Below are 19,598 nucleotides of genomic sequence, written 5' to 3'. Positions count from 1 at the left end.
GCCTACACCTGCCCGTAACGCCCCGCTTCCTCGCCCAGCCAGCGGCGAATCAGCGGCGGGCTGGCCTCGGGGGCCTGCTCCAGCAGCGCCCGGGCCAGCGGGCTGACCTGCTCGAGCAGGTCGCGGTCACGCTCCAGGTCGGCGATCTTCATCTGAGCCAGGCCGGTCTGGCGGGTGCCCAGCACCTCGCCGGGGCCGCGCAGCTCGAGGTCCTTCTCGGCGATGCGGAAGCCGTCGCTGGTCTCGCGCATCACCCCCAGCCGCTCGCGGGAGTGGGCCGAGAGCGGCGGGCGGTAGAGCAGCACGCAGAAACTCTCGGTGGCACCCCGGCCGACCCGGCCGCGCAGCTGGTGCAGCTGGGATAGCCCCAGCCGCTCGGGATTCTCGATGATCATCAGGCTGGCGTTGGGCACGTCGACGCCGACTTCGATGACCGTGGTGGCGACCAGCAGGTCGAGCTCGCCGGCCTTGAAGGCGTCCATCACCGCGGCCTTGTCGGCGGCCTTCATGCGCCCGTGGACCAGGCCGATGGCCAGTTCGGGCAGTGCCTCGGCGAGTTCGGCGTGGGTCGCCTCGGCGGCCTGGCACTGCAGCGCCTCCGACTCCTCGATCAACGTGCAGACCCAGTAGGCCTGGCGGCCCTCGGCGCAGGCCCGGCGAATACGCTCGACCACCTCGGGGCGGCGCTCGTCGGGCACCGCGGCGGTCTGTACCGGGGTGCGCCCCGGCGGCAGCTCGTCGATCACCGAGACGTCGAGGTCGGCGTAGGCGCTCATCGCCAGGGTGCGGGGAATCGGCGTGGCGGTCATCACCAGCTGGTGCGGCGTCAGGCCGCCGGCCTCGCCCTTCTCGCGCAGCGCCAGGCGCTGGTGCACGCCGAAGCGGTGCTGTTCGTCGATGATCGCCAGGCCCAGGCGCTGGAAGTGCACATCGTCCTGGAAGATAGCGTGGGTGCCGACCACCATGCGCGCCCGGCCATCGGCGATGGCCGCCTTGGTATCCAGCCGCGCCTTGCCCTTGAGCTTGCCGGCCAGCCACGCCACCTCGATGCCCAGCGGCTCGAACCAGGCGCGGAAGCTGCGGAAGTGCTGCTCGGCGAGCAGTTCGGTGGGCGCCATCAGTGCCGCCTGGCAGTCGCTGGCCAGGGCCTGCAGCGCGGCCATGGCAGCGACTACCGTCTTGCCCGAGCCGACGTCGCCCTGTACCAGGCGCAGCATCGGCGCCGGCCTTTCCAGGTCGTGGCCGATCTCGTCGAGCACACGGCGCTGGGCGGCGGTGAGGGTGAACGGCAACTGGGTGATGAAGCGCGCCTGCAGGCTGCGCCCCGAGGGCAGGCGTGGGGCGCCGTCGGCCTGGATGCGTAGGCGGATCTGGCGCAGGCTCAACTGGTGAGCGAGCAGCTCCTCCAGCGCCAGGCGTCGCTGGGCCGGGTGCTGGCCGCTGGCCAGACGCTCCAGATCGGCGTCCGGCGGCGGCTGATGCAGATAGTGCAGGCACTCGTGCAGGCCGGCGAGGCGGAAGCGCTCGCGCAGGGCATCGGGGATGCCGTCGGGCAGGGCGTCGGGGTCCTCCTCCAGGCGTGTCAGCACCTGCTTGAGCAGGCCGCGCAGGCGCGCCTGGTTGAGGCCCTCGGTGGTCGGGTAGATCGGCGTCAGATGCTCGTCCACCGGCACCTCGCCGTGCTTGAGCAGGCGGTACTCGGGGTGATAAATCTCCAGCCCGGTGGCGCCGGCGCGGGCTTCGCCGAAGCAGCGCACCCGTGTGCCGGGTTGAAACTGCTGCTGTTGTGCCGGCGAGAAGTGAAAGAAGCGCAGGCTGAGTATCCCCGAGCCATCCTTGAGCCGCACCAGCAGGCTGCGGCGGCGGCCGCGGATCACGTCGCTGGCCGCCACCTCGCCGTCGACCACCGCCTCGACCCCGCCGCGCAGCGTGCCGATCGGGGTGATGCGGGTGCGGTCCTGGTAACGCAGTGGCAGGTGGAAGAGCAGATCGGCCAGGCTGGCGATACGTAGCCTGGCCAGCTTGGCGGCCAACGCCTCGCCGACGCCGCTGAGCTCGGTGACCGGCTGCTCGAAGGGTGTCATGCGGCGGCGATGGCCTGGCTGCGGCAGCGGGCGATGGCGTCGGTCAGGGCATCGATGGCCTTGGGCCGTGGGAAGCTGGCGCGCCAGGCGATGGCCACGGTGCGCGACGGTGCCTCGGGGGTGAATGGCCGGCTGGTCAGCACGCCGCTCTCGTAGTGACCGGTACCGATCGCCGACTGCGGCAGCACCGTGATACCCAGCTTGGAGGCCACCATGTGGCGGATCGTCTCCAGCGAGCCGCCCTCGGCGGTGAGGGTGTTACTGGGACTGTTGAGCTGATGGCTGATGGCCGGGCAGGTTTCGAGAATCTGGTCGCGGAAGCAGTGGCCCTCGCCGAGCAGCAGCAACCGCTCCTCGAGTAGGTCCTCCTTGTCGATGGTGGCCTTGGCCGCCCACGCATGATCGGCGGGCATCAGCACCTCGAAATGCTCGTCGTAGAGCGATTTGGTCAGCACGTCGGACTCGGTGAACGGCAGTGCCACGATGATCGCATCGAGCTCGCCACTACGCAGTTTGCGGCGCAGCGTGGCGGTGAAGCCTTCCTCGATGTAGAGCGGCATCTGCGGTGCGATGCGTGCCAACTCCGGCACCAGGTACGGAAACAGGTAGGGGCCGATGGTGTAGATGGCGCCGAGGCGCAAGGGGCTTGCCAGCTGGTCCTTGCCGGCATTGGCCAGCTCCTTGATTACGCTGCTTTGTTCCAGCACCCGCTGGGCCTGTTCGACGATCCGTTCGCCCAGGGGAGTGACCTGGACGGTGGACTTGGAGCGCTCGAACAGCGCCACGCCGAGCTCCTCCTCGAGCTTCTTGACCGCCACCGAGAGCGTCGGCTGGGAGACGAAGCAGCGCTCGGCGGCGCGCCCGAAATGGCGCTCCTGGGCCAAGGTTACGATGTAGCGCAGTTCTGTTAGAGTCATAGCGGTGCCAGTGGGCATCCTCTCGAGCAGATGGATAGCAAATTTCCAATAGGGACTTTTTATCAAGGGGCGAGGGAAAGGTGAAGACGACGACACTGATTATTGGCTGTGGCGACATCGGCATGACCCTGGGACAGCAGTTGATCGCTGCCGGCCAGCGGGTGATCGGAGTGCGCCGCGGAGCCGTCGCAGCGCTCAAGGATAGCGGAATCGAGCCGCTGGCGCTGGACATCAGCGACCCGGCGGCGCTGACTGGGCTGCCCAATGCCGACACCGTGGTCTACGTGCTCAGCGCCGACCGCTTCGAGGAGGAGGCCTACCGCGCCGCCTACCCCGACGGCCTGCGCGCGGTGCTTGGCGAACTTGCCGGCCGCAAGGCGCCGCCCAAGCGGGTGTTCTTCGTCTCATCGACCAGCGTCTATGCCCAGCAGGATGGCGAGGCGGTGGACGAGACCAGCCCTACCGAGCCCCACGGTTTCTCGGGGATCCTGATGCGCCAGGCCGAGCAGGCGCTGCTCGATCACCCGCTGCCCGGCACCGTGGTGCGCTTCTCGGGCATCTACGGGCCGGGCCGCGACCGTTTGATCCGCCAGGTCAGCGAGGGGCGGATCGCCCCCAGCGCCCCGCCGATGTACTCCAACCGCATCCACCGCGACGACTGTGCCGGGGCGCTGGCGCACCTGATCCAGCGCACCCTCGACCAGGCTCCGGTCGAGGACCTCTACCTGGCCAGCGACTGCGAGCCGGCGCCTCTGCACGAGGTGATGTTGTGGCTGGCCGGCAAGCTCAAGGTCGAGTCCACCGAGACCATCCAATCGCCGCTGCGGCGCCGCGCCAGCAAGCGCTGTGACAACAGCCGGCTGCGCGCGAGCGGCTATGTGTTTCGCTACCCCAGCTACCGCGAGGGCTACGCCCAGGTGCTCAGGGAGGGCGGCTTTCTTCCCGAGCAGGCGTAGACTTGAGCGCCCAGCGCCAAATATTAGAGCGGGTGGCGGTAGCCTACTGACAGGGTTTCAAAACCATCATTCGGTCGTTTGATGCCGGCGTTGGAGTAGTGGATCAGGCTGGCCGAGAGCTCGCCGCTGCCCAGCGGCAGCCCCACCGCCAGGCGGTCCTCGAACTGAAAGGCGCTGGAGAGGTTGCGTGACTCGAGGCGAGTGTTGAGAAACACCGCCGCCCCGATACCGGCTTCGGCGAACACCCCGCGCTCGCCGGCGAAGGTCCAGCGTAGCGCCGGGGTCAGCGTCCAGGCGGCGTTGTCGTCGCCATCATCGCCGGGAAGCAGTAGCAGCCCGCTGGCCAGCCGCAGATCGAGCTGTGGGTGCCAGTGGGCGAGGCTGAACGTGCGATCCAATCCCAGGCTCAGCGCCGGGGTGCCCTCGCTGGTGGCACCCAGTGAGGCATAGCCATCGGCGAAGCTGTCCGCGGGGCTGCCCAGCAGCGCGATGCCGGGTAGCAGCGCGGCTGCCAGGTGATGAAGCGTCACTCGTCTCATGTGGTTTTCCTGCGTTTCGTCCCTGAATGCTTGCGGCTCGTTCAGCGAGTTTACGCCAGAAACGATTAGCAGGAAAACTGCCTCAGTCGCCGATCACCATCACCGCCTCGGCTTCGACCTGGCTGCCCTTGGGCAGCGCCTTGACGCCGACCGCGGCGCGAGCCGGGAAGGGCGCCGTGAAGAACTCCTCCATGACCTTGTTGACGATGGCGAAGTTGTCGAGGTCGACCAGGTAAAGATTGACCTTGACCACGTCGGCCAGCGTGCCGGCGGCCTCTTCGCAGACTGCCTGCAGGTTGCTGAAGACCTGGCGGGCCTGGGCTTCGAAGTCCTCGGAGACCAGCGCCATGGTGGCCGGGTCGAGAGGGATCTGCCCGGACAGGTAGACGGTGTTGCCGGCCTTGATGGCCTGGGAATAGGGGCCGATGGCGGCGGGCGCCTTGTCGGTGTTGATCACGGCCTTGTTGCTCATGATGTCTCCCTCGCGTAGTGCGATATGGTGCATTGTAATGAGTGTATTTTAACGACGCTGGCCCCGCTGCGGCGCACCGCAGCGGGGCCAAGGGTCGCGCTCAGTTGGTGACGCGGTGAATCTTGCCGACGTGGGGCAGGTTGCGAATGCGCTTGATGATGCGTGCCAGATGCACCCGGTCGCGTACCGCCAGGGTCAGGTTGACGATCGACAGCCGTGCATCGCGCTCCTCGATGCCGATGCGCTCGATGTTGGCGTCGGCGTCGGTAACCAGGCCGGCCAGCTCGGCGACCAGGCCGCGGCGGCTCTCGACCTGGATGCGCAGTGCCACCGGGAAGTCGGCCACCTGGGTCTCTGACCACTCGAGGGCGAACAGCTTTTCCGGGTCGCTGCGCAGGTCGTCGAGGTTGCGGCATTCGGCGCGGTGCACCACGATGCCCTTGCCCACCGAGGTGTGCCCGATCACCGGGTCGCCGGGCAGCGGGTGGCAACAGCGCGCGAAGTTGATCACCATGCCCTCGGCGCCGCTGATCACGATCGGCCCATCGACGCGTGGGCCACGCGGCTCGGGGGCCTCCTGCAGCGCCTCGACCAACCGACGCGCCACCGCATAGGCCATGCGCGTACCCAGCCCGATCGATTCCAGCAGCTCGTCCTGCTGCTTGACGCCCAGCGCCTCGAGCTGGGCGGCGAGGTGCCCTTCGGGCAGCTCTTCGAGGCTGGTCTCGAAATCCGCCAAGGCCTTGTTGAGCAACCGCCGGCCGAGCTGCACCGACTCGGTGTGCTGCTGGTGCTTGAGCGCGTGGCGGATCGCCGAGCGCGCCTTGGCGGTAATCACGAACGACAGCCAGGTGGTGTTGGGCCGCGCCCCGGGGGCGGTGATGATCTCCAGCGTCTGACCGCTCTCCAGGCGGCTCGACAGCGGCGCCAGGTGGCGGTCGATGCGACATGCGATGCAGCTGTTGCCGATATCAGTGTGCACGCTGTAGGCGAAGTCGACCACCGTGGCGCCCTGGGGCAGCTCCATGATGTCGCCCTTGGGGGTGAACACGTAGATATCGTCGGGGAACAGGTCATTCTTGACGTGCTCGATGAACTCCAGCGAGTTGCCCGCGTGACGCTGCATCTCGAGCAGGCCGCGCACCCACTCGCGGGCTCGGGCGTGGCTGCCGGCGGCGATCGGGCGCTCGGTCTGGCCGGCCTTGTAGAGCCAGTGAGCGGCGATGCCGTTGTTGGCCATGGCCTCCATCTCGCGGGTGCGAATCTGCACCTCGATGGGCATGCCGCCGCTGCCGAATAGGGTAGTGTGCAGGCTCTGGTAGCCGTTGGCCTTGGGGATGGCGATATAGTCTTTGAAGCGCCCCGGCACCGGCTTGTAGAGGTTGTGCACCGCGCCGAGGATACGATAGCAGCTGTCGACGTCGTCGGTGATGATGCGAAAACCGAACACGTCCATGATCTCGGCGAATGACTTGCGCTGGTCGCGCATCTTCTTGTAGATCGACAGCAGGTGTTTTTGGCGGCCGATCACGGTGCCCGGCAGCCCATCGTCGTCGAGGCACTTCTGCAGGCTGCTCTGGACCTGGCGGATGGTCGAGCGGCGATGGCCGCGGGCCTTGCTGACGGCACGCTTGATGCGCTCCGAGCGCATCGGGTGCAGGGCCTGGAAGGAGAGGTCCTCGAGCTCGACGCGGATGGTGTTGATGCCCAGCCGACCGGCGATGCGGGCGTAGATCTCCAGTGTCTCGCGGGCGATGCGGCGTTTCTTGTCGGGGCGCAGGGCGCCCAGGGTGCGCATGTTGTGGAGGCGATCGGCGAGCTTGACGATGATCACACGGATGTCCTTGGACATCGCCAGCACCATCTTCTGGAAGTTCTCGGCCTGGGCGACCGCCTTGTCCTCGAAGGTGATCTGGGTCAGTTTGGAGACCCCGTCGACCAGCTCGGCCACCGCTTCGCCGAACTGCTCGCCGAGCGCCTCCTTGGAGACGCCGGTATCTTCGATCACGTCGTGCAGCATGGCGGCCATCAGGCTCTGATGGTCCATGTGCATATTGGCAAGAATATTGGCCACGGCGAGCGGGTGGGTCACATAGGGCTCGCCGGAGCGCCGCCGCTGGCCGTCGTGGGCCTGCTCGGCATAGTAGAAGGCGCGCTTGACCTGGCAGATCTCTTCGGGGGGAAGATAGCCGCCGAGGCGGTCGGCCAGGTCATCAATGGTGAACATGCAGCGCGCCTATCCCCGGGTGGTCAACGAATCACTCTTCGCCCATCTCCGGCTCGCGACGCACCCGAACCGGTGCGGCTTCCACCGGCTCGTCGAGGACGTTCTCGTCGATCTTGCCGGCGGCGATTTCGCGCAGCGCCATCACGGTGGGCTTGTCGTTTTCCCACGGCAGCAGGGCGTCGCGTGAGCCGCGGGCCAGCTGGCGAGCGCGCTGGGTGGAGATCATCACCAGCTTGAAACGGTTTTCGACGTTCTCGAGACAATCTTCAACGGTGACTCGCGCCATGTGCAGGTACCTGACTTCGATGTAGGGCGGAAATGGCGAAAGAACGGCCACGCTGACCATTCGATGCTATGGAGGACAGAAGAGTCTACTCGACCGCCGCGCCCCCTGACAAGAGCGCCTGCAGCAGCGGGGCCTGGGCCTCACGCACCCGAGCCAGCCGCGAGCGGGCGGCGCGCACCAGCGCCTCGAGGTCGTCGAGCGCAGTGGCGAAGTCGTCGTTGATGATCACATGGTCATACTCATCGTAATGCGACATCTCGCTGACCGCATCGCGCATGCGCCGCGCGATCACCGCCTCGTCGTCGGTGGCGCGTGACGCCAGGCGCTGGCGCAGGGCGGCCAGCGACGGCGGCAGGATGAACACCGACTCGGCTTCGGCGACCTGCTCGCGGACCTGGCGTGCGCCCTGCCAGTCGATCTCCAGGATCACGTCGGTGCCCGCGGCCAGCAACGCCTGCACCGCCGGCCGCGAGGTGCCGTAGTAGTTGTCGAAGACGCGGGCGTGCTCGAAGAAGTCGCCGCGCTCGATCATCGCCTCGAAGCTGGCGGTCTCGACGAAGTGGTAGTTGACGCCGTCCAGCTCGCCGGGGCGCATGGCGCGGGTGGTGTGCGATACCGAGACCTGCAGGCCGTCGAGGCGCTCGAGTAGCGCTCGCACCAGGCTGGTCTTGCCGGCGCCGGAGGGCGCGGAAACGATAAACAGCGTGCCTTGGGACATAGCGGCTCCGGAGCAGAAGGCGAGTGGCTAGAGGCCAGCATTATACGTGGCCGCAGCGCTCGGCGTCATGTCTCGGCACGGTTCAGCTCCGGTTCGTGCCGGCGGCCAGGCGCAGGCCTGCGTCGCGTCGTTCCAACCCGCGTCCGAAGAAAAAGATCGCCAACCCGAGCAGGCCCAGTGCTGCGCCGACCAGGCCGGTGGCCGACCACACCAGGCCGAGCTGGATGGCCAAGCCGGCGAGCCAGGCACCTAGCGCATTGGCACCGTTGAAGGCGGCATGGTTCATGGAGGCGGCCATGGTCTGGGCATCGCCGGCCACGTCCATCAGGCGTGTCTGCAGCGCTGGCGCCAGAGCCATGCTGGTACCTACCAGGCCGACGAACAGCAAACCGCTCCAGACGTTGTTGGCGGCAAAGTAGAACAGCCCTTGCACGGCCACGCACCACAGCAGGATGCGCGGGATAGCGCGCATCAGATGACGGTCGGCCAGGCGCGCCCCAGCCAGGTTGCCGGCGATCGAGCCGAGGCCGAAGATTACCAGCACCAGAGGACCGAGCGCCTCGCTCATGCCGGCTTGCTGGGTGAGAGTGGGCATCACGTAGCTGAAGATGGCGAACATCCCGCCACAGCCGACACAGGCGATGGCCACGGTCACCAGCACCCGCTGCTTGATCAGTGCCGACAGCTCACGAAGCGGGCTGGCCAGGGCATCGTAGGGTTGTGGCGGTACCCATAGGCGGATCAGCAAGGCGGTGAGCAGGGCGATGGCGCCCACCGCTGAAAAGGCAACCTGCCAGCCCAGCAGGTTGCCGGCCCAGGTGCCCAGGGGGGCGCCGATCAGGATCGCCACGGTGAGCCCCAACATGACCCGAGCGATGGCCCGGGCGCGTTGATCGATGGGCACCGCACCGGCGGCTACCAGGGCGGCGATCCCGAAGTAGGCACCATGCGGCAGCCCGGCCAGGAAACGCAGGCCGACGAAGGACCAGAAACCCGGTGCCAGGGCGCTGGCGATATTGCCCACCGCGAACACCAGCATCAGCGCGATCAGTAGCGCGCGCCTGGGCACCCGTGCCGCTAGCGCCGAGATCAATGGCGCACCCACCACCACGCCGAGGGCGTAGCTGCTGATGGCATAGCCGACCTGGGGCACGCTCACCGCGAGATCCGCGGCGACACGATTCATCAGCCCCATGATCACGAATTCACTGGTGCCAATGCCGAAGCCGCCGAGGGCCAGGGCGAATTCAGCCAGGCGCGGACGGCGGGCCTGGCCGGTGGCAGCGGTGGTGGTGTCCTGCATACGGTGAGCCCTCCGGTGATTGCGGCCGTATAGCGGTCGGGGAAGGCATAATCGCAGAATTAGACGAAAGTATAAACGCGTCTGTCAGTACTCAGGCAGGAGCATACGGGCGACCCCAATCTGTGTATGCTGACGTACATCCACTTGCTTAGTGGAGACCTCTCGCTGACTGTCGGCTGTCTCGATCGACACCATCCCGTTGCCTCCCCTGAGTACAGACTCGAGGTAGGCGATTCATGCTTCCAGGTTCCCTTCAAGCTATTCTCGACGCCGCCGCTGCCCCCAGTGACGCCCGCCATTCGGCCATCGTCTACTGCGAGGGCAATTTCGCACGTATCGATGGCAAGACGGCCAATGGCCTGGTGCGCAACAGTGAGCGCTATCGCATCCTGTCCGTCATCGACAGCACCCTGAGCGGCGAAGACGCGGGTGTCGCCCTGGGCGAGGCGGCGGTGGGCATCCCCATCGTGGCCGGCCTAGGCGACGCGTTGGCCGCGGCCGACGCTCTGCCTGACTTTCTCATCTTCGGGCTTGCCCCACTCTCGGGCCTGATGTCCGAGGCCGACCGCGCGGTGGTGCTGGCGGCGGTGGCGGCGGGCGTCGGGGTGGTATCGGGCCTGCACGAGTTCCTCGCCGACGACCCGGAGATCTCGGCGGCGGCGCAGGCCAGCGGGGTAACGCTGCACGATATCCGTCGGCCACGCCCGACCAAGGATCTGCGCATGTTCGACGGCGCGATCGGCGGCGTCGACTGCGTGCGCATCGCGGTGCTGGGTACCGATGGTGCCATCGGCAAGCGCACCACCTCGACGCTGCTCACCCAGGCGCTCAACGACGCCGGGATTCACACCGTGATGGTAGGCACGGGACAGACCGGCCTGATGCAGGGTGCCGCCTATGGCGTCGCGCTCGATGCCATACCCGCTCAGTTCGGTGTCGGCGAACTGGAAGGGGCGGTGGTCGCCGCCTATGAGGGCGAGCACCCCGACGTCATCGTGATCGAGGGCCAGGGTGCCCTCAGCCATCCCGCCTACCTGAGCTCGACGGTGGTGCTGCGCGCCAGCCGGCCGCAGGCCGTGATCATGCAGCATGCCCCGGCTCGCCGAATGCTCAGCGACTATCCGGCAGTGCCGATGCCGTCGCCGCTCTCGGAGCTCAAGCTTATCGAGCTGTTCGGCAAGACCCGGGTCATCGGGCTGGCCATCAACCATGAGGACATGACCCGGGAGGAGGTCGCGGCGGCCATCGCCCGCTACGCTGGCGAGCTCGGCATCCCCGCCACCGATGCGCTGTGGCACGACCCCGCGGCGCTGGTGGCAATGGTCACCGCCGCCTTCCCCGCACTTAAGGCGCGTCAGCCACTGGCCATGGCGTGACCTGCCCGCGCGTCGAGATCGATCTGACCAGGATCGAGGACAACGCTCGTGCACTCGTCAGCCGTTTGTCCGGCCGCGGCATCGCCGTCACCGGGGTCACCAAGGCGACCCTGGGCTCCCCGGAGGTGGCAAGGGCCATGCTTGCCGGGGGCGTGGTGCGTCTCGGCGATTCGCGGATCGCCAATCTCGAGGCACTGCGCAATGCCGGCATCCGGGCCCCGCTGACCCTGCTGCGCTCGCCCACGCCCGGCCAGGCTGCCCGGGCAGTGGCGTGCGCCAGCATCAGCCAGATCAGCGAACTCGAGGTGGCCAAGGCACTCTCGGCGGCGGCGGGCAGGCTGGGCAGCCGTCACGGCCTGGTGCTGATGGTGGAGCTGGGCGACCTGCGCGAGGGCGTGCTGCCAGAGGACGTACTCGACCTAGCCCGACGGATATTACGGCTCCCCAACGTCACGCTCGCCGGCCTCGGTACCAACCTGGCATGCCGTGCCGGCGTTGTGCCGAGCGCCGACAACATGGGTGAGCTCTCGGCGCTGGTGAGCAGGCTGGAGAACGAGCTGGGTCTGCACCTGCCGATCGTTTCCGGCGGCAATTCGGCCAACCTCGCCTGGGCCTTCGCCGCGCCCGCGGGCCGTGTCAACGACCTGCGGCTCGGCGAGTCGATCCTGCTGGGCTGCGACCCTGTCACGCGGATGCCGCTGAGCGGCCTGCACACCGACGCCTTCACCCTGGTGGTACCCGTCATCGAGTCGCTGGCCAAGCCGACGGTGCCGCGCGGCGCCACCGGGGAGGCGGCATTCGGCGTGCCGACGGCGATGCGCGAACGCGGCACCATCATCCAGACGATCGCCGCAATCGGGCGCCAGGATGTAGATCCCGACGGCCTGACTCCCCCTATCGGCGTCAGCGTGCTCGCCGCCAGCAGCGACCACCTGGTGCTGGAAACGCAGCAGCGCCTGGCCGCCGGCACGGAGCTGCGCTTCGGGCTCGATTACTCGGCGCTGCTGCGCGCAATGACCTCGCCTTTCGTGGTGAACACGTTCGTGGCGACGCAGCGTCAGCCTCCTGCTCATCCACCCCTCGCGAGTCGAATGCCAGCCGCTCTGTGATTTCCGTGTTATGGGTTTTCGATGAGAGCGTGAACGGCTGATGGCTAAATCGGGTTGCGTGATAGCTCCGGTGGTTCGGTTGGCGACGCCGTGTATGGCAGTGGTGTGTCACTTTAATGCCATTTATATGGCGGATGCGTCTAACCTGCTGTTTTCTCGTGGCCATGGGCCTAGCGTTATCCGTACGCATCGAAAACCGGTACCGATGATGTCACTAAAACATAATTGTCTAGACAAGTTCTTTTAACGTGAAGCCTCGAGACTGACGTCATCCGCTTTAGGAGGCGTCCATGTCTATTGCCAATATCGCCGTCGAACGGCTCAACAAGGCCTTCGGGCAGCGCACTGTCCTTGAGGATATCGCTTTCGAGATTCGTGCCGGCGAAATGGTGGCCCTCATTGGGCCTTCCGGCTCGGGGAAGTCCACTTTGTTGCGCCATCTCGTAGGGCTGACCATCGCCAACCGCCAAACCGGCGGCCGTGTCACCGTCATGCAACATGACATCCAGTGCGATGGTCGGTTGATCCGACGCTCTCGTGCCGAGCGTTGCCGTACCGGTTACATCTTCCAGCAGTTCAACTTGGTAGGGCGGCTCAGTGTGATGACCAACGTATTGATCGGCCGCCTGGGCTCGATGCCGCGTTGGCGAGCGTTGCTGGGACGTTTCAGCGAGGAGGAGCGCAGCCAGGCGCGTCATGCCCTGGCCCGAGTAGGGCTTGGCGAGCTTGCTGGCCAACGTGCCAATACGCTCTCCGGCGGTCAGATGCAGCGTGTCGCCATCGCACGTGCGTTGGTACAGGATGCCGACATCATTTACGCCGATGAGCCCATCGCTTCTCTCGACCCGCGCAGTGCCCGGGAAGTCATGGATATTCTCAAGCGCATCAACGCCGAGGATGGGCGTACCGTCCTCGTCACCCTGCATCAGGTCGAGTATGCGCGTCGCTATTGCCTGCGCACGATCGCCCTCAAGCAAGGCCGCCTTTATCACGATGGTCCCACCGCCGAGCTGACCGATGCCCGACTCCAGGCACTTTATGACAACGCCGACCTGGACGAAATGCACGACGCATCTGCACCCAACGACAGTCCGGTGGCCTTGGGGGCTGCCGGCTGAATCTCCGACCGACCATGAGGAACCCGACCATGCTATGCCGTGCCCTACGTCACATCACACTACCCGTTATCGCCAGCCTTGGTCTGCTGGGTAGCCAGTATGCCGCCGCCGAGGAGCTCGACACCCTGCGCTTCGGCATCATTTCCACCGAGTCGAGCCAGAACCAGGAACCACAGTGGCGTCCGTTTCTCGAGGATATGTCGGCATCCCTCGGTATCGAGGTCGAACCGTTCTTTGCCAATGACTACGCGGCGGTGATCCAGGCCATGCGCTTCGACAAGATCGACCTCGCCTGGTACGGCAACAAGTCGGCGATGGAGGCGGTCGACCGAGCCGGGGGTGAAATCTTCGCCCAGGTCGTGCACGAGAATGGGCAGCCCGGCTACCGGAGCCTGCTGATCGTGCACCGGGAGAGTCCTTTCGAAACCGTCGAGGACATTCTCGCCAATGCCAGCGAATTGACCTTCGGCAATGGGGATCCAAACTCTACCTCCGGCTACCTGGTACCTGGCTATTACGTCTTCGCTCAGAACGATGTCGATCCCCGTCAGGCATTCAAGCGCTCGCTCAATTCCAATCATGAGACCAACGCACTGTCGGTGGCTAACCAGCAGATCGATGTCGCCACCTTCAATAGCGGAGCCCTCGAGCGTCTCGAGCTGAATGCGGCCGACAAGGCCGAGCAGCTCAAGGTGATCTGGGAGTCGCCACTGATTCCTTCCAACCCCCTGGTATGGCGTGAGGCACTACCCGCGGAGATGAAGGCGAAGCTGCGCGACTTCTTCGAGCACTACGGTGAGACCGCCGAGCAGCACGACATCATTGCGCCCTTGCAGTGGGCCGGATTCAAGGCATCGGATAATGATCAGCTGCTGCCTATTCGCCAGCTCGAGCTATTCAAGCAGCGGCTCGAAATCGAGAACGACGATGGCATCGCCGACGACGACAAGGCGCGTCGACTCGCCGAGTTGGATGCGCAGTTGGCAGAGCTCGACGAGCGCCTCGAGGCTCGCGAAGCCGCTCAGTCCGAGCGGGAAGCGCCTGATGTGGCCGCCGTGAACCAGTAAGCCTGCCGCCCACACCACGCCAAGAGGGGTATACCAGCCCCTCTTAGGGAGACCCCATGAATATATCCCCCCCCATGCTCGCCAGCACACCGGCCAAGCGTGGCTGGTTGCATCTGATCGGTTGGAGCATGGCACTAGCGGTGCTCGCCTGGGCCTGGCAAGGCGCCGAGATGCAACCCAGTGCATTGATGACCAACGCTGGAAATATGACCGAACTCGCCGGTGATTTTTTCCCGCCGCGTTTTGGCAACCTTGAGCTTTACATCGAGCTGATGCTGGTGACCGTGCAGATTGCCATCTGGGGCACACTGCTGGCGGTGGCATTCGCTATCCCATGCAGTCTGCTCTCCTCGGAGAACCTGGTGCCTTGGTGGGTCTACCAGCCCATGCGCCGCTTGATGGACGCCTGCCGAGCCATCAACGAGCTGGTTTTCGCCATGCTCTTCGTGGTTGCCGTGGGGCTCGGCCCCTTCGCCGGTACCCTGGCGCTGTTCGTCCACACCACCGGTGTTCTCGCCAAACTCTTCTCCGAAGCCGTGGAGGCCAGCGAGGCTGGCCCCATGGAGGGCGTTCGCGTCACCGGTGCCGGTCGTCTCGAGGAGATCGTCTTTGGCCTGATCCCCCAGGTGTTGCCGCTGTGGATATCGGTGAGTCTTTACCGCTTCGAGTCCAATATTCGCTCGGCCACCGTACTCGGCATGGTCGGTGGAGGCGGCATCGGCGTGGCGTTGTGGGAAACCATGCGCGGTTTTCAGTATGCCGAGACCGCCACGATCATGCTGGTGATCATCATCGCCGTCACCCTGCTCGACATGTTGTCGCAAACCGTCCGCAAGCGCTTCATCTAGTTTCCGATGGAAACGGCACTTTTCTTTGGAGTGAATATGTCTAGACAAGTGGCCGGAGGCTCGATCGACAAGACGCCGCGCTATCGTGAGCTGGCCGATACGCTGGCCCGCGAGGTGCGTGCCGATTATACCCCCGGCGAGTTGCTGCCTACCGAGGCGGTATTGGCCAGGCGCTTTGAGGTCAACCGCCATACCGTGCGCCGTGCGTTGGATGAACTGGTAGCTGCGGGCATGGTGACGCGCCATCAGGGGCGAGGCACCCAGGTCGTCGACCGCCGCCTCGACTACGCGGTCAGTGCCGGTAGCAAGGTGACCCAAAACCTTGCCGAGTTGGGGCTCGTGTCCCATACCGACTGTTTGTCGCAGGGGCTCGACGTGCCTCCCGAAGCGATCGCCCAGCGTTTCGGACGAGGCCCCGGTGAGCGCTTGTTGTGCGTCGATACCCTGCGTCACATCGACGGCGCCCCCGTGATGCTGCTGCGTCACTGGTTCGACCCCACGCGGGTACCCGGCTGGGAGCAGCGCTATCGCGGTGGCTCCACCCGCGCCCTGCTCAACCAGCACTATGGGCTGCAACTGGTCCGTCGGCGCGTACGCATCGAGGCCGGCAGTGCCACTCGCGACGACACCCGCCATTTGCGCTGTCCGCTCAACGCTCCGCTGCTGCAGCTCTCGAGCGACAACGTCGACCGTGACGGAACGCTGGTCGAGGTTTCGAGCAGCCGCGCTCGTGCCGACCGGCTCGCCTACCACATCGATTTCGATCCCACCGACGAGGTGCCCTCATGACCTCCTTGCACGACCACTGCACGTCGCAGGCGCGACGCCAGCGGGTATTGGCGCTGACTCCGCGTGAAACGCTCGAGACGCATTGGGCCGCGCTCGGCATTCGCGCCCCCCATCGCTGCGTGCGCGGCCCGGAAACCGGCATGGCCATGCTGCGCGGCCGCATGGGCGGTACCGGCAGTGCCTTCCATCTCGGCGAGATGACCCTGACCCGGGCCAGCGTCGCCCTCGATGACGGCACGCCGGGCGGCGGTGCGCTGGGCCATGGCTGGGTCCGCGGCCGTGACCGGCGTCACGCCGAGCTGATCGCCCTGGTCGATGCCTGTGCCCGGCACGCTGCCTGGGCCCGGCGCATCGACCTCGACCTGATCGCACCGTTGCAGAAAGCCCTCGAGGCGCGTCATGCCGAGGCCTCGCACGAGGCCGCGGCGACCCGCGTCGATTTCTTCACCCTGGTGAGAGGGGAGTGAGCATGCCCTGGCCGACCCTGAACGATCCCGTCCATGACAGCCAGCGGCTGTTCCGCCAACTCCTCGCGGCAATGAGCGAGCCAGGTACACGATATACCCTGGATGCGCCGCAACCGCCCGACGGCGAGATCGGTCCTGCTCTGTGGGGCACGCTGCTGACGCTGTGCGATCTCGATACGCGGGTGTGGCTCGCCCCCGAATGGGACACTGCCGCCCTGCGCGAGGCGCTGGCTCTGCATACCGGCTCGCGTGTGACCGAGTGCGCCGAGGAGGCCGACTTCGCCCTGGTCACGCCTGACACGATGGGCAAAGGGCCCGATTTCTCCCTGGGCAGCGACGAGTATCCCGACCGCAGCACCACCCTACTGGTCGTCCTGGACGACCTCGAAGGGGCCGAAGAGTGGCGGCTCAGCGGCCCGGGTATCGCCGACTGCCGTGTCCTGGGCCTGGGGGCGGCCGCGCGGCCGCTGATGGCCCGGCTCATCGCCAACCAGAACCACTTCCCGCGCGGACTCGACACCATCCTCACCTGTGGCGCACGGCTCGCCGCCATCCCGCGCAGCACCCGAATCGAGGAGGGCGCCTGATGTACGTTGCCGTGAAAGGAGGCGAACGCGCCATCGCCAACGCTCATCGCCTGCTCGCCGACCGCCGCCGCGGCGCGCGCGACCAGGCTGAGCTCGAGGTGGGTCAGATCGAGGAACAGCTGCGCCTGGCCGTCGACCGGGTGATGAGCGAGGCGTCGCTGTACGATCCCGAGCTCGCCGCGCTGGCCATCAAGCAAGCCAGCGGCGATATCATCGAGGCGGTGTTTCTGCTGCGCGCCTATCGCACCACGCTGCCGCGCCTGGCGGTGAGCGAACCGCTCGACACCGGTGCCATGCGCATCGAACGCCGTATCAGCGCCGCCTACAAGGACATTCCCGGTGGCCAGATTCTCGGGCCGACCTACGACTACACCCATCGCCTACTCGATTTCATGCTGCTTGCTGAGGGCGAGGCGCCACCCCCCGAGCGCGCTGAACGGGCGCTGGAAGCCTGTCCGCCGCTCCTCGAGCTGCTCGATGCCGAGGGGTTGATCGAGCGCGAGACGGATAACGGCTGCGAGCCCGCCGATATCACCCGTGACCCTCCCGACTATCCCGTCGACCGTGCCACCCGGCTACAGATGCTGGCGCGCGGTGACGAAGGCTACTTGCTCGCACTGGGCTATTCGACCCAGCGCGGCTATGGGCGTAACCACCCCTTCGCTGGCGAGATCCGCTTGGGCCATGTCGAGGTCGAGATCTTCGTCGAGGAGTGGGGCGAAGCGGTGTGCGTCGGCGAGATCGCCCTCAGCGAGTGCCAGATGATCAACCAGTTTGGCGGCTCCCGCGATGCCGCCCCCCAGTTCACCCGCGGTTACGGGCTGGCCTTCGGCCACAGCGAGCGCAAGGCCATGGCCATGGCTCTGGTCGATCGAGCGCTGCGTGCCGAGGAGCTCGGTGAGGAGGTTCAGGGGCCGGCCCAGCAGGCCGAGTTCGTCCTGGCGCACGCCGACAGCGTCGAGGCCTCGGGCTTCGTCTCGCACCTCAAGCTACCGCACTACGTCGACTTCCAGTCGGAACTCGAGCTGCTGCGTCGCCTACGTCGCGAGCACGATCGCCGGGAGTGCGACATGGGACCTGACGCCCAACCGGAGGATTCGCTGTGAACGGCTATAACTTCGCTTACCTCGACGAACAGACCAAGCGCATGATCCGCCGTGCGCTGCTCAAGGCAGTGGCCATTCCCGGCTACCAGGTGCCCTTCGGCGGCCGCGAGATGCCCATGCCCTACGGTTGGGGCACCGGCGGTATGCAGCTCACCGCCAGCATCCTCGGTGCCGGAGACGTGCTCAAGGTGATCGATCAGGGCGCCGACGACACCACCAACGCGGTCAGCATCCGCGCCTTCTTCGAGCGCGTCGCCGGCGTCGAGACCACCACTGCAACGGGGACGGCGAACGTCATCCAGACCCGTCACCGCATCCCGGAGGCGCCGCTTGCGCCGGACCAGATCCTGGTCTTCCAGGTGCCCATTCCCGAGCCGCTGCGCTTTATCGAGCCCAGCGAGCAGGAGACCCGGCTGATGCACGCCCTGGAAGAGTATGGGGTGATGCAGGTCAAGCTCTACGAGGATATCGCCCGCTACGGCCATATCGCCACCACCTACGCTTATCCGGTCAAGGTCGACGGCCGCTACGTCATGGATCCCTCGCCGATCCCTAAGTTCGACAACCCCAAGCTGCACCAGAGCGACGCGTTGATGTTGTTCGGTGCCGGGCGCGAGAAGCGGCTCTACGCCATCCCGCCGTATACCCGGGTCGAGAGCCTCGACTTCGAGGATCACCCCTTCGAGATCCAGCGCTGGGATGAATCCTGTGCGCTGTGCGGAAGCCGGGAGAGCTTTCTCGATGAGGTGATCACCGATGACGCGGGCGGGCGCATGTTCGTCTGCTCGGATACCGATTATTGTCTGACACGCCGGGGGGAGCTCGCATGAAACGTCCCGAACTGGATCGTCCCGTCCTGCTCGATGTGCAGGGCATCACACGACTCTATGGTCCAGGCAAGGGCTGCGAGGAGCTCGACTTGCGACTGCACGCCGGTGAGGTGCTGGGCATCGTCGGCGAGTCCGGTTCCGGCAAGTCGACGCTATTGCGTGTGCTCGCGGGACTGGAAGCGCCGGATGCCGGCCGCGTGGTCTACCATCGCGCCGCCGACGATGCGCTCGACCTCTATGCCATCGGCGAGGCACGCCGCCGCGCGCTACTGCGCCTGGAGTGGGGGCTGGTGCACCAGAACCCCCGCGACGGCCTGCGCATGGGGGTCTCCGCCGGCGCCAACGTGGGTGAGCGGTTGATGGCGCTGGGCCAGCGCCACTACGGTCAACTGCGCGCCGCCGGCCAGGACTGGATGACCCAGGTGGAGCTCGACCCGGCGCGCATCGACGACGCGCCGCGCACCTTCTCCGGCGGCATGCAGCAGCGCCTGCAGATCGCTCGCACCCTGGTCACCCGGCCGCGGCTGGTATTCATGGACGAACCCACCGGTGGGCTCGACGTCTCGGTACAGGCGCGCCTGCTCGACATGCTGCGCACCCTGGTGCGTCAGCTCGGCCTCTCGGTGGTGCTGGTGACCCACGACCTTGCCGTAGCACGGCTGCTCGCCCACCGCCTGCTGGTGATGCGCCGCGGCCGGGTGGTGGAAGCCGGCCTCACCGACCAGATCCTCGACGACCCACAGCACGCCTATACCCAGCTGCTGGTGTCGTCGGTGTTGACCCCATGATTGAGGAGACG

General features: G+C 66.4%; 20 protein-coding genes. 12 read left to right on the top strand and 8 right to left on the bottom strand.

Annotation, left to right across the window (positions count from 1 at the left end):
• Positions 1-2 precede the first annotated feature (2 nt).
• Entirely contained in the window at positions 3-2,084 is a 2,082-nt protein-coding gene (gene recG / locus CK498_RS08715) for an ATP-dependent DNA helicase RecG (RefSeq protein ID WP_095620483.1), read from the bottom strand.
• Positions 2,081-3,001, bottom strand: coding sequence for a hydrogen peroxide-inducible genes activator (locus CK498_RS08710; RefSeq protein ID WP_095620482.1), 921 nt, complete (start codon positions 2,999-3,001; stop codon positions 2,081-2,083). Before CK498_RS08710 ends, recG begins: the two co-directional genes overlap by 4 nt.
• A gap of 80 nt (positions 3,002-3,081) precedes the next feature.
• Between CK498_RS08710 and CK498_RS08705 the strand changes: the two genes are divergently transcribed.
• A complete protein-coding gene (locus tag CK498_RS08705; RefSeq protein ID WP_095620481.1) occupies positions 3,082-3,957 on the top strand; it encodes an SDR family oxidoreductase in 876 nt (291 codons plus the stop codon).
• A gap of 23 nt (positions 3,958-3,980) precedes the next feature.
• Here CK498_RS08705 and CK498_RS08700 read toward each other — a convergent pair whose 3' ends face one another.
• From CK498_RS08700 to CK498_RS08675, 6 genes are all read right to left on the bottom strand, one after another.
• Entirely contained in the window at positions 3,981-4,496 is a 516-nt protein-coding gene (locus CK498_RS08700; protein ID WP_095620480.1) for an acyloxyacyl hydrolase, read from the bottom strand.
• Between the two features lie 82 nt (positions 4,497-4,578).
• Positions 4,579-4,968 (bottom strand): RidA family protein, encoded by a 390-nt coding sequence (locus CK498_RS08695; protein ID WP_076749854.1) that lies wholly within the window; start codon positions 4,966-4,968, stop codon positions 4,579-4,581.
• Between the two features lie 100 nt (positions 4,969-5,068).
• Entirely contained in the window at positions 5,069-7,195 is a 2,127-nt protein-coding gene (locus tag CK498_RS08690; protein WP_095620479.1) for a RelA/SpoT family protein, read from the bottom strand.
• Positions 7,196-7,226: 31 nt separating this feature from the next.
• Entirely contained in the window at positions 7,227-7,481 is a 255-nt protein-coding gene (gene rpoZ / locus CK498_RS08685; protein WP_089657954.1) for a DNA-directed RNA polymerase subunit omega, read from the bottom strand.
• A gap of 85 nt (positions 7,482-7,566) precedes the next feature.
• Positions 7,567-8,199 carry a guanylate kinase gene (gmk, locus tag CK498_RS08680; RefSeq protein WP_095620478.1) on the bottom strand — a complete coding sequence of 211 codons (633 nt, stop codon included), beginning with the start codon at positions 8,197-8,199 and terminating at the stop codon, positions 7,567-7,569.
• 82 nt (positions 8,200-8,281) lie between these two features.
• Positions 8,282-9,502, bottom strand: a complete 1,221-nt coding sequence (locus CK498_RS08675; RefSeq protein WP_095620477.1) for an MFS transporter — start codon at positions 9,500-9,502, stop codon at positions 8,282-8,284.
• 236 nt (positions 9,503-9,738) lie between these two features.
• Between CK498_RS08675 and CK498_RS08670 the strand changes: the two genes are divergently transcribed.
• From CK498_RS08670 to phnK, 11 genes are all read left to right on the top strand, one after another.
• On the top strand, positions 9,739-10,878 hold the full coding sequence (locus tag CK498_RS08670; protein ID WP_095620476.1) for a DUF1611 domain-containing protein: 1,140 nt from the start codon (positions 9,739-9,741) through the stop codon (positions 10,876-10,878).
• Positions 10,875-11,987, top strand: coding sequence for an alanine/ornithine racemase family PLP-dependent enzyme (locus tag CK498_RS08665; RefSeq protein ID WP_095620475.1), 1,113 nt, complete (start codon positions 10,875-10,877; stop codon positions 11,985-11,987). The genes CK498_RS08670 and CK498_RS08665 overlap by 4 nt, the downstream gene beginning before the upstream one ends.
• A 290-nt stretch (positions 11,988-12,277) precedes the next feature.
• The gene (gene phnC / locus CK498_RS08660; protein ID WP_095620474.1) at positions 12,278-13,105 is read left to right on the top strand and encodes a phosphonate ABC transporter ATP-binding protein; all 828 of its coding nucleotides are present in this window, start codon (positions 12,278-12,280) and stop codon (positions 13,103-13,105) included.
• Positions 13,106-13,134: 29 nt separating this feature from the next.
• Positions 13,135-14,172, top strand: coding sequence for a phosphonate ABC transporter substrate-binding protein (gene phnD / locus CK498_RS08655; RefSeq protein WP_095620473.1), 1,038 nt, complete (start codon positions 13,135-13,137; stop codon positions 14,170-14,172).
• 56 nt (positions 14,173-14,228) lie between these two features.
• The gene (phnE, locus tag CK498_RS08650) at positions 14,229-15,020 is read left to right on the top strand and encodes a phosphonate ABC transporter, permease protein PhnE (RefSeq protein ID WP_095620472.1); all 792 of its coding nucleotides are present in this window, start codon (positions 14,229-14,231) and stop codon (positions 15,018-15,020) included.
• A 36-nt stretch (positions 15,021-15,056) separates the two neighbouring features.
• Positions 15,057-15,809 carry a phosphonate metabolism transcriptional regulator PhnF gene (gene phnF, locus CK498_RS08645; protein WP_176475753.1) on the top strand — a complete coding sequence of 251 codons (753 nt, stop codon included), beginning with the start codon at positions 15,057-15,059 and terminating at the stop codon, positions 15,807-15,809.
• Complete coding sequence (gene phnG / locus CK498_RS08640; RefSeq protein WP_095620470.1) at positions 15,806-16,276, top strand: phosphonate C-P lyase system protein PhnG; 471 nt, start codon at positions 15,806-15,808, stop codon at positions 16,274-16,276. The genes phnF and phnG overlap by 4 nt, the downstream gene beginning before the upstream one ends.
• Before the next feature lie 2 nt (positions 16,277-16,278).
• Complete coding sequence (gene phnH / locus CK498_RS08635; protein WP_095620469.1) at positions 16,279-16,863, top strand: phosphonate C-P lyase system protein PhnH; 585 nt, start codon at positions 16,279-16,281, stop codon at positions 16,861-16,863.
• A complete protein-coding gene (locus tag CK498_RS08630; protein ID WP_095620468.1) occupies positions 16,863-17,969 on the top strand; it encodes a carbon-phosphorus lyase complex subunit PhnI in 1,107 nt (368 codons plus the stop codon). Before phnH ends, CK498_RS08630 begins: the two co-directional genes overlap by 1 nt.
• A complete protein-coding gene (locus CK498_RS08625; RefSeq protein WP_095620467.1) occupies positions 17,966-18,799 on the top strand; it encodes an alpha-D-ribose 1-methylphosphonate 5-phosphate C-P-lyase PhnJ in 834 nt (277 codons plus the stop codon). The genes CK498_RS08630 and CK498_RS08625 overlap by 4 nt, the downstream gene beginning before the upstream one ends.
• Positions 18,796-19,587, top strand: a complete 792-nt coding sequence (gene phnK / locus CK498_RS08620) for a phosphonate C-P lyase system protein PhnK (RefSeq protein WP_095620466.1) — start codon at positions 18,796-18,798, stop codon at positions 19,585-19,587. The genes CK498_RS08625 and phnK overlap by 4 nt, the downstream gene beginning before the upstream one ends.
• Positions 19,588-19,598 lie beyond the last annotated feature (11 nt).

The organism is Halomonas salipaludis (assembly GCF_002286975.1).
Lineage (GTDB): Bacteria > Pseudomonadota > Gammaproteobacteria > Pseudomonadales > Halomonadaceae > Franzmannia > Franzmannia salipaludis.
This window is presented reverse-complemented; position numbering and strand designations above follow the sequence as displayed.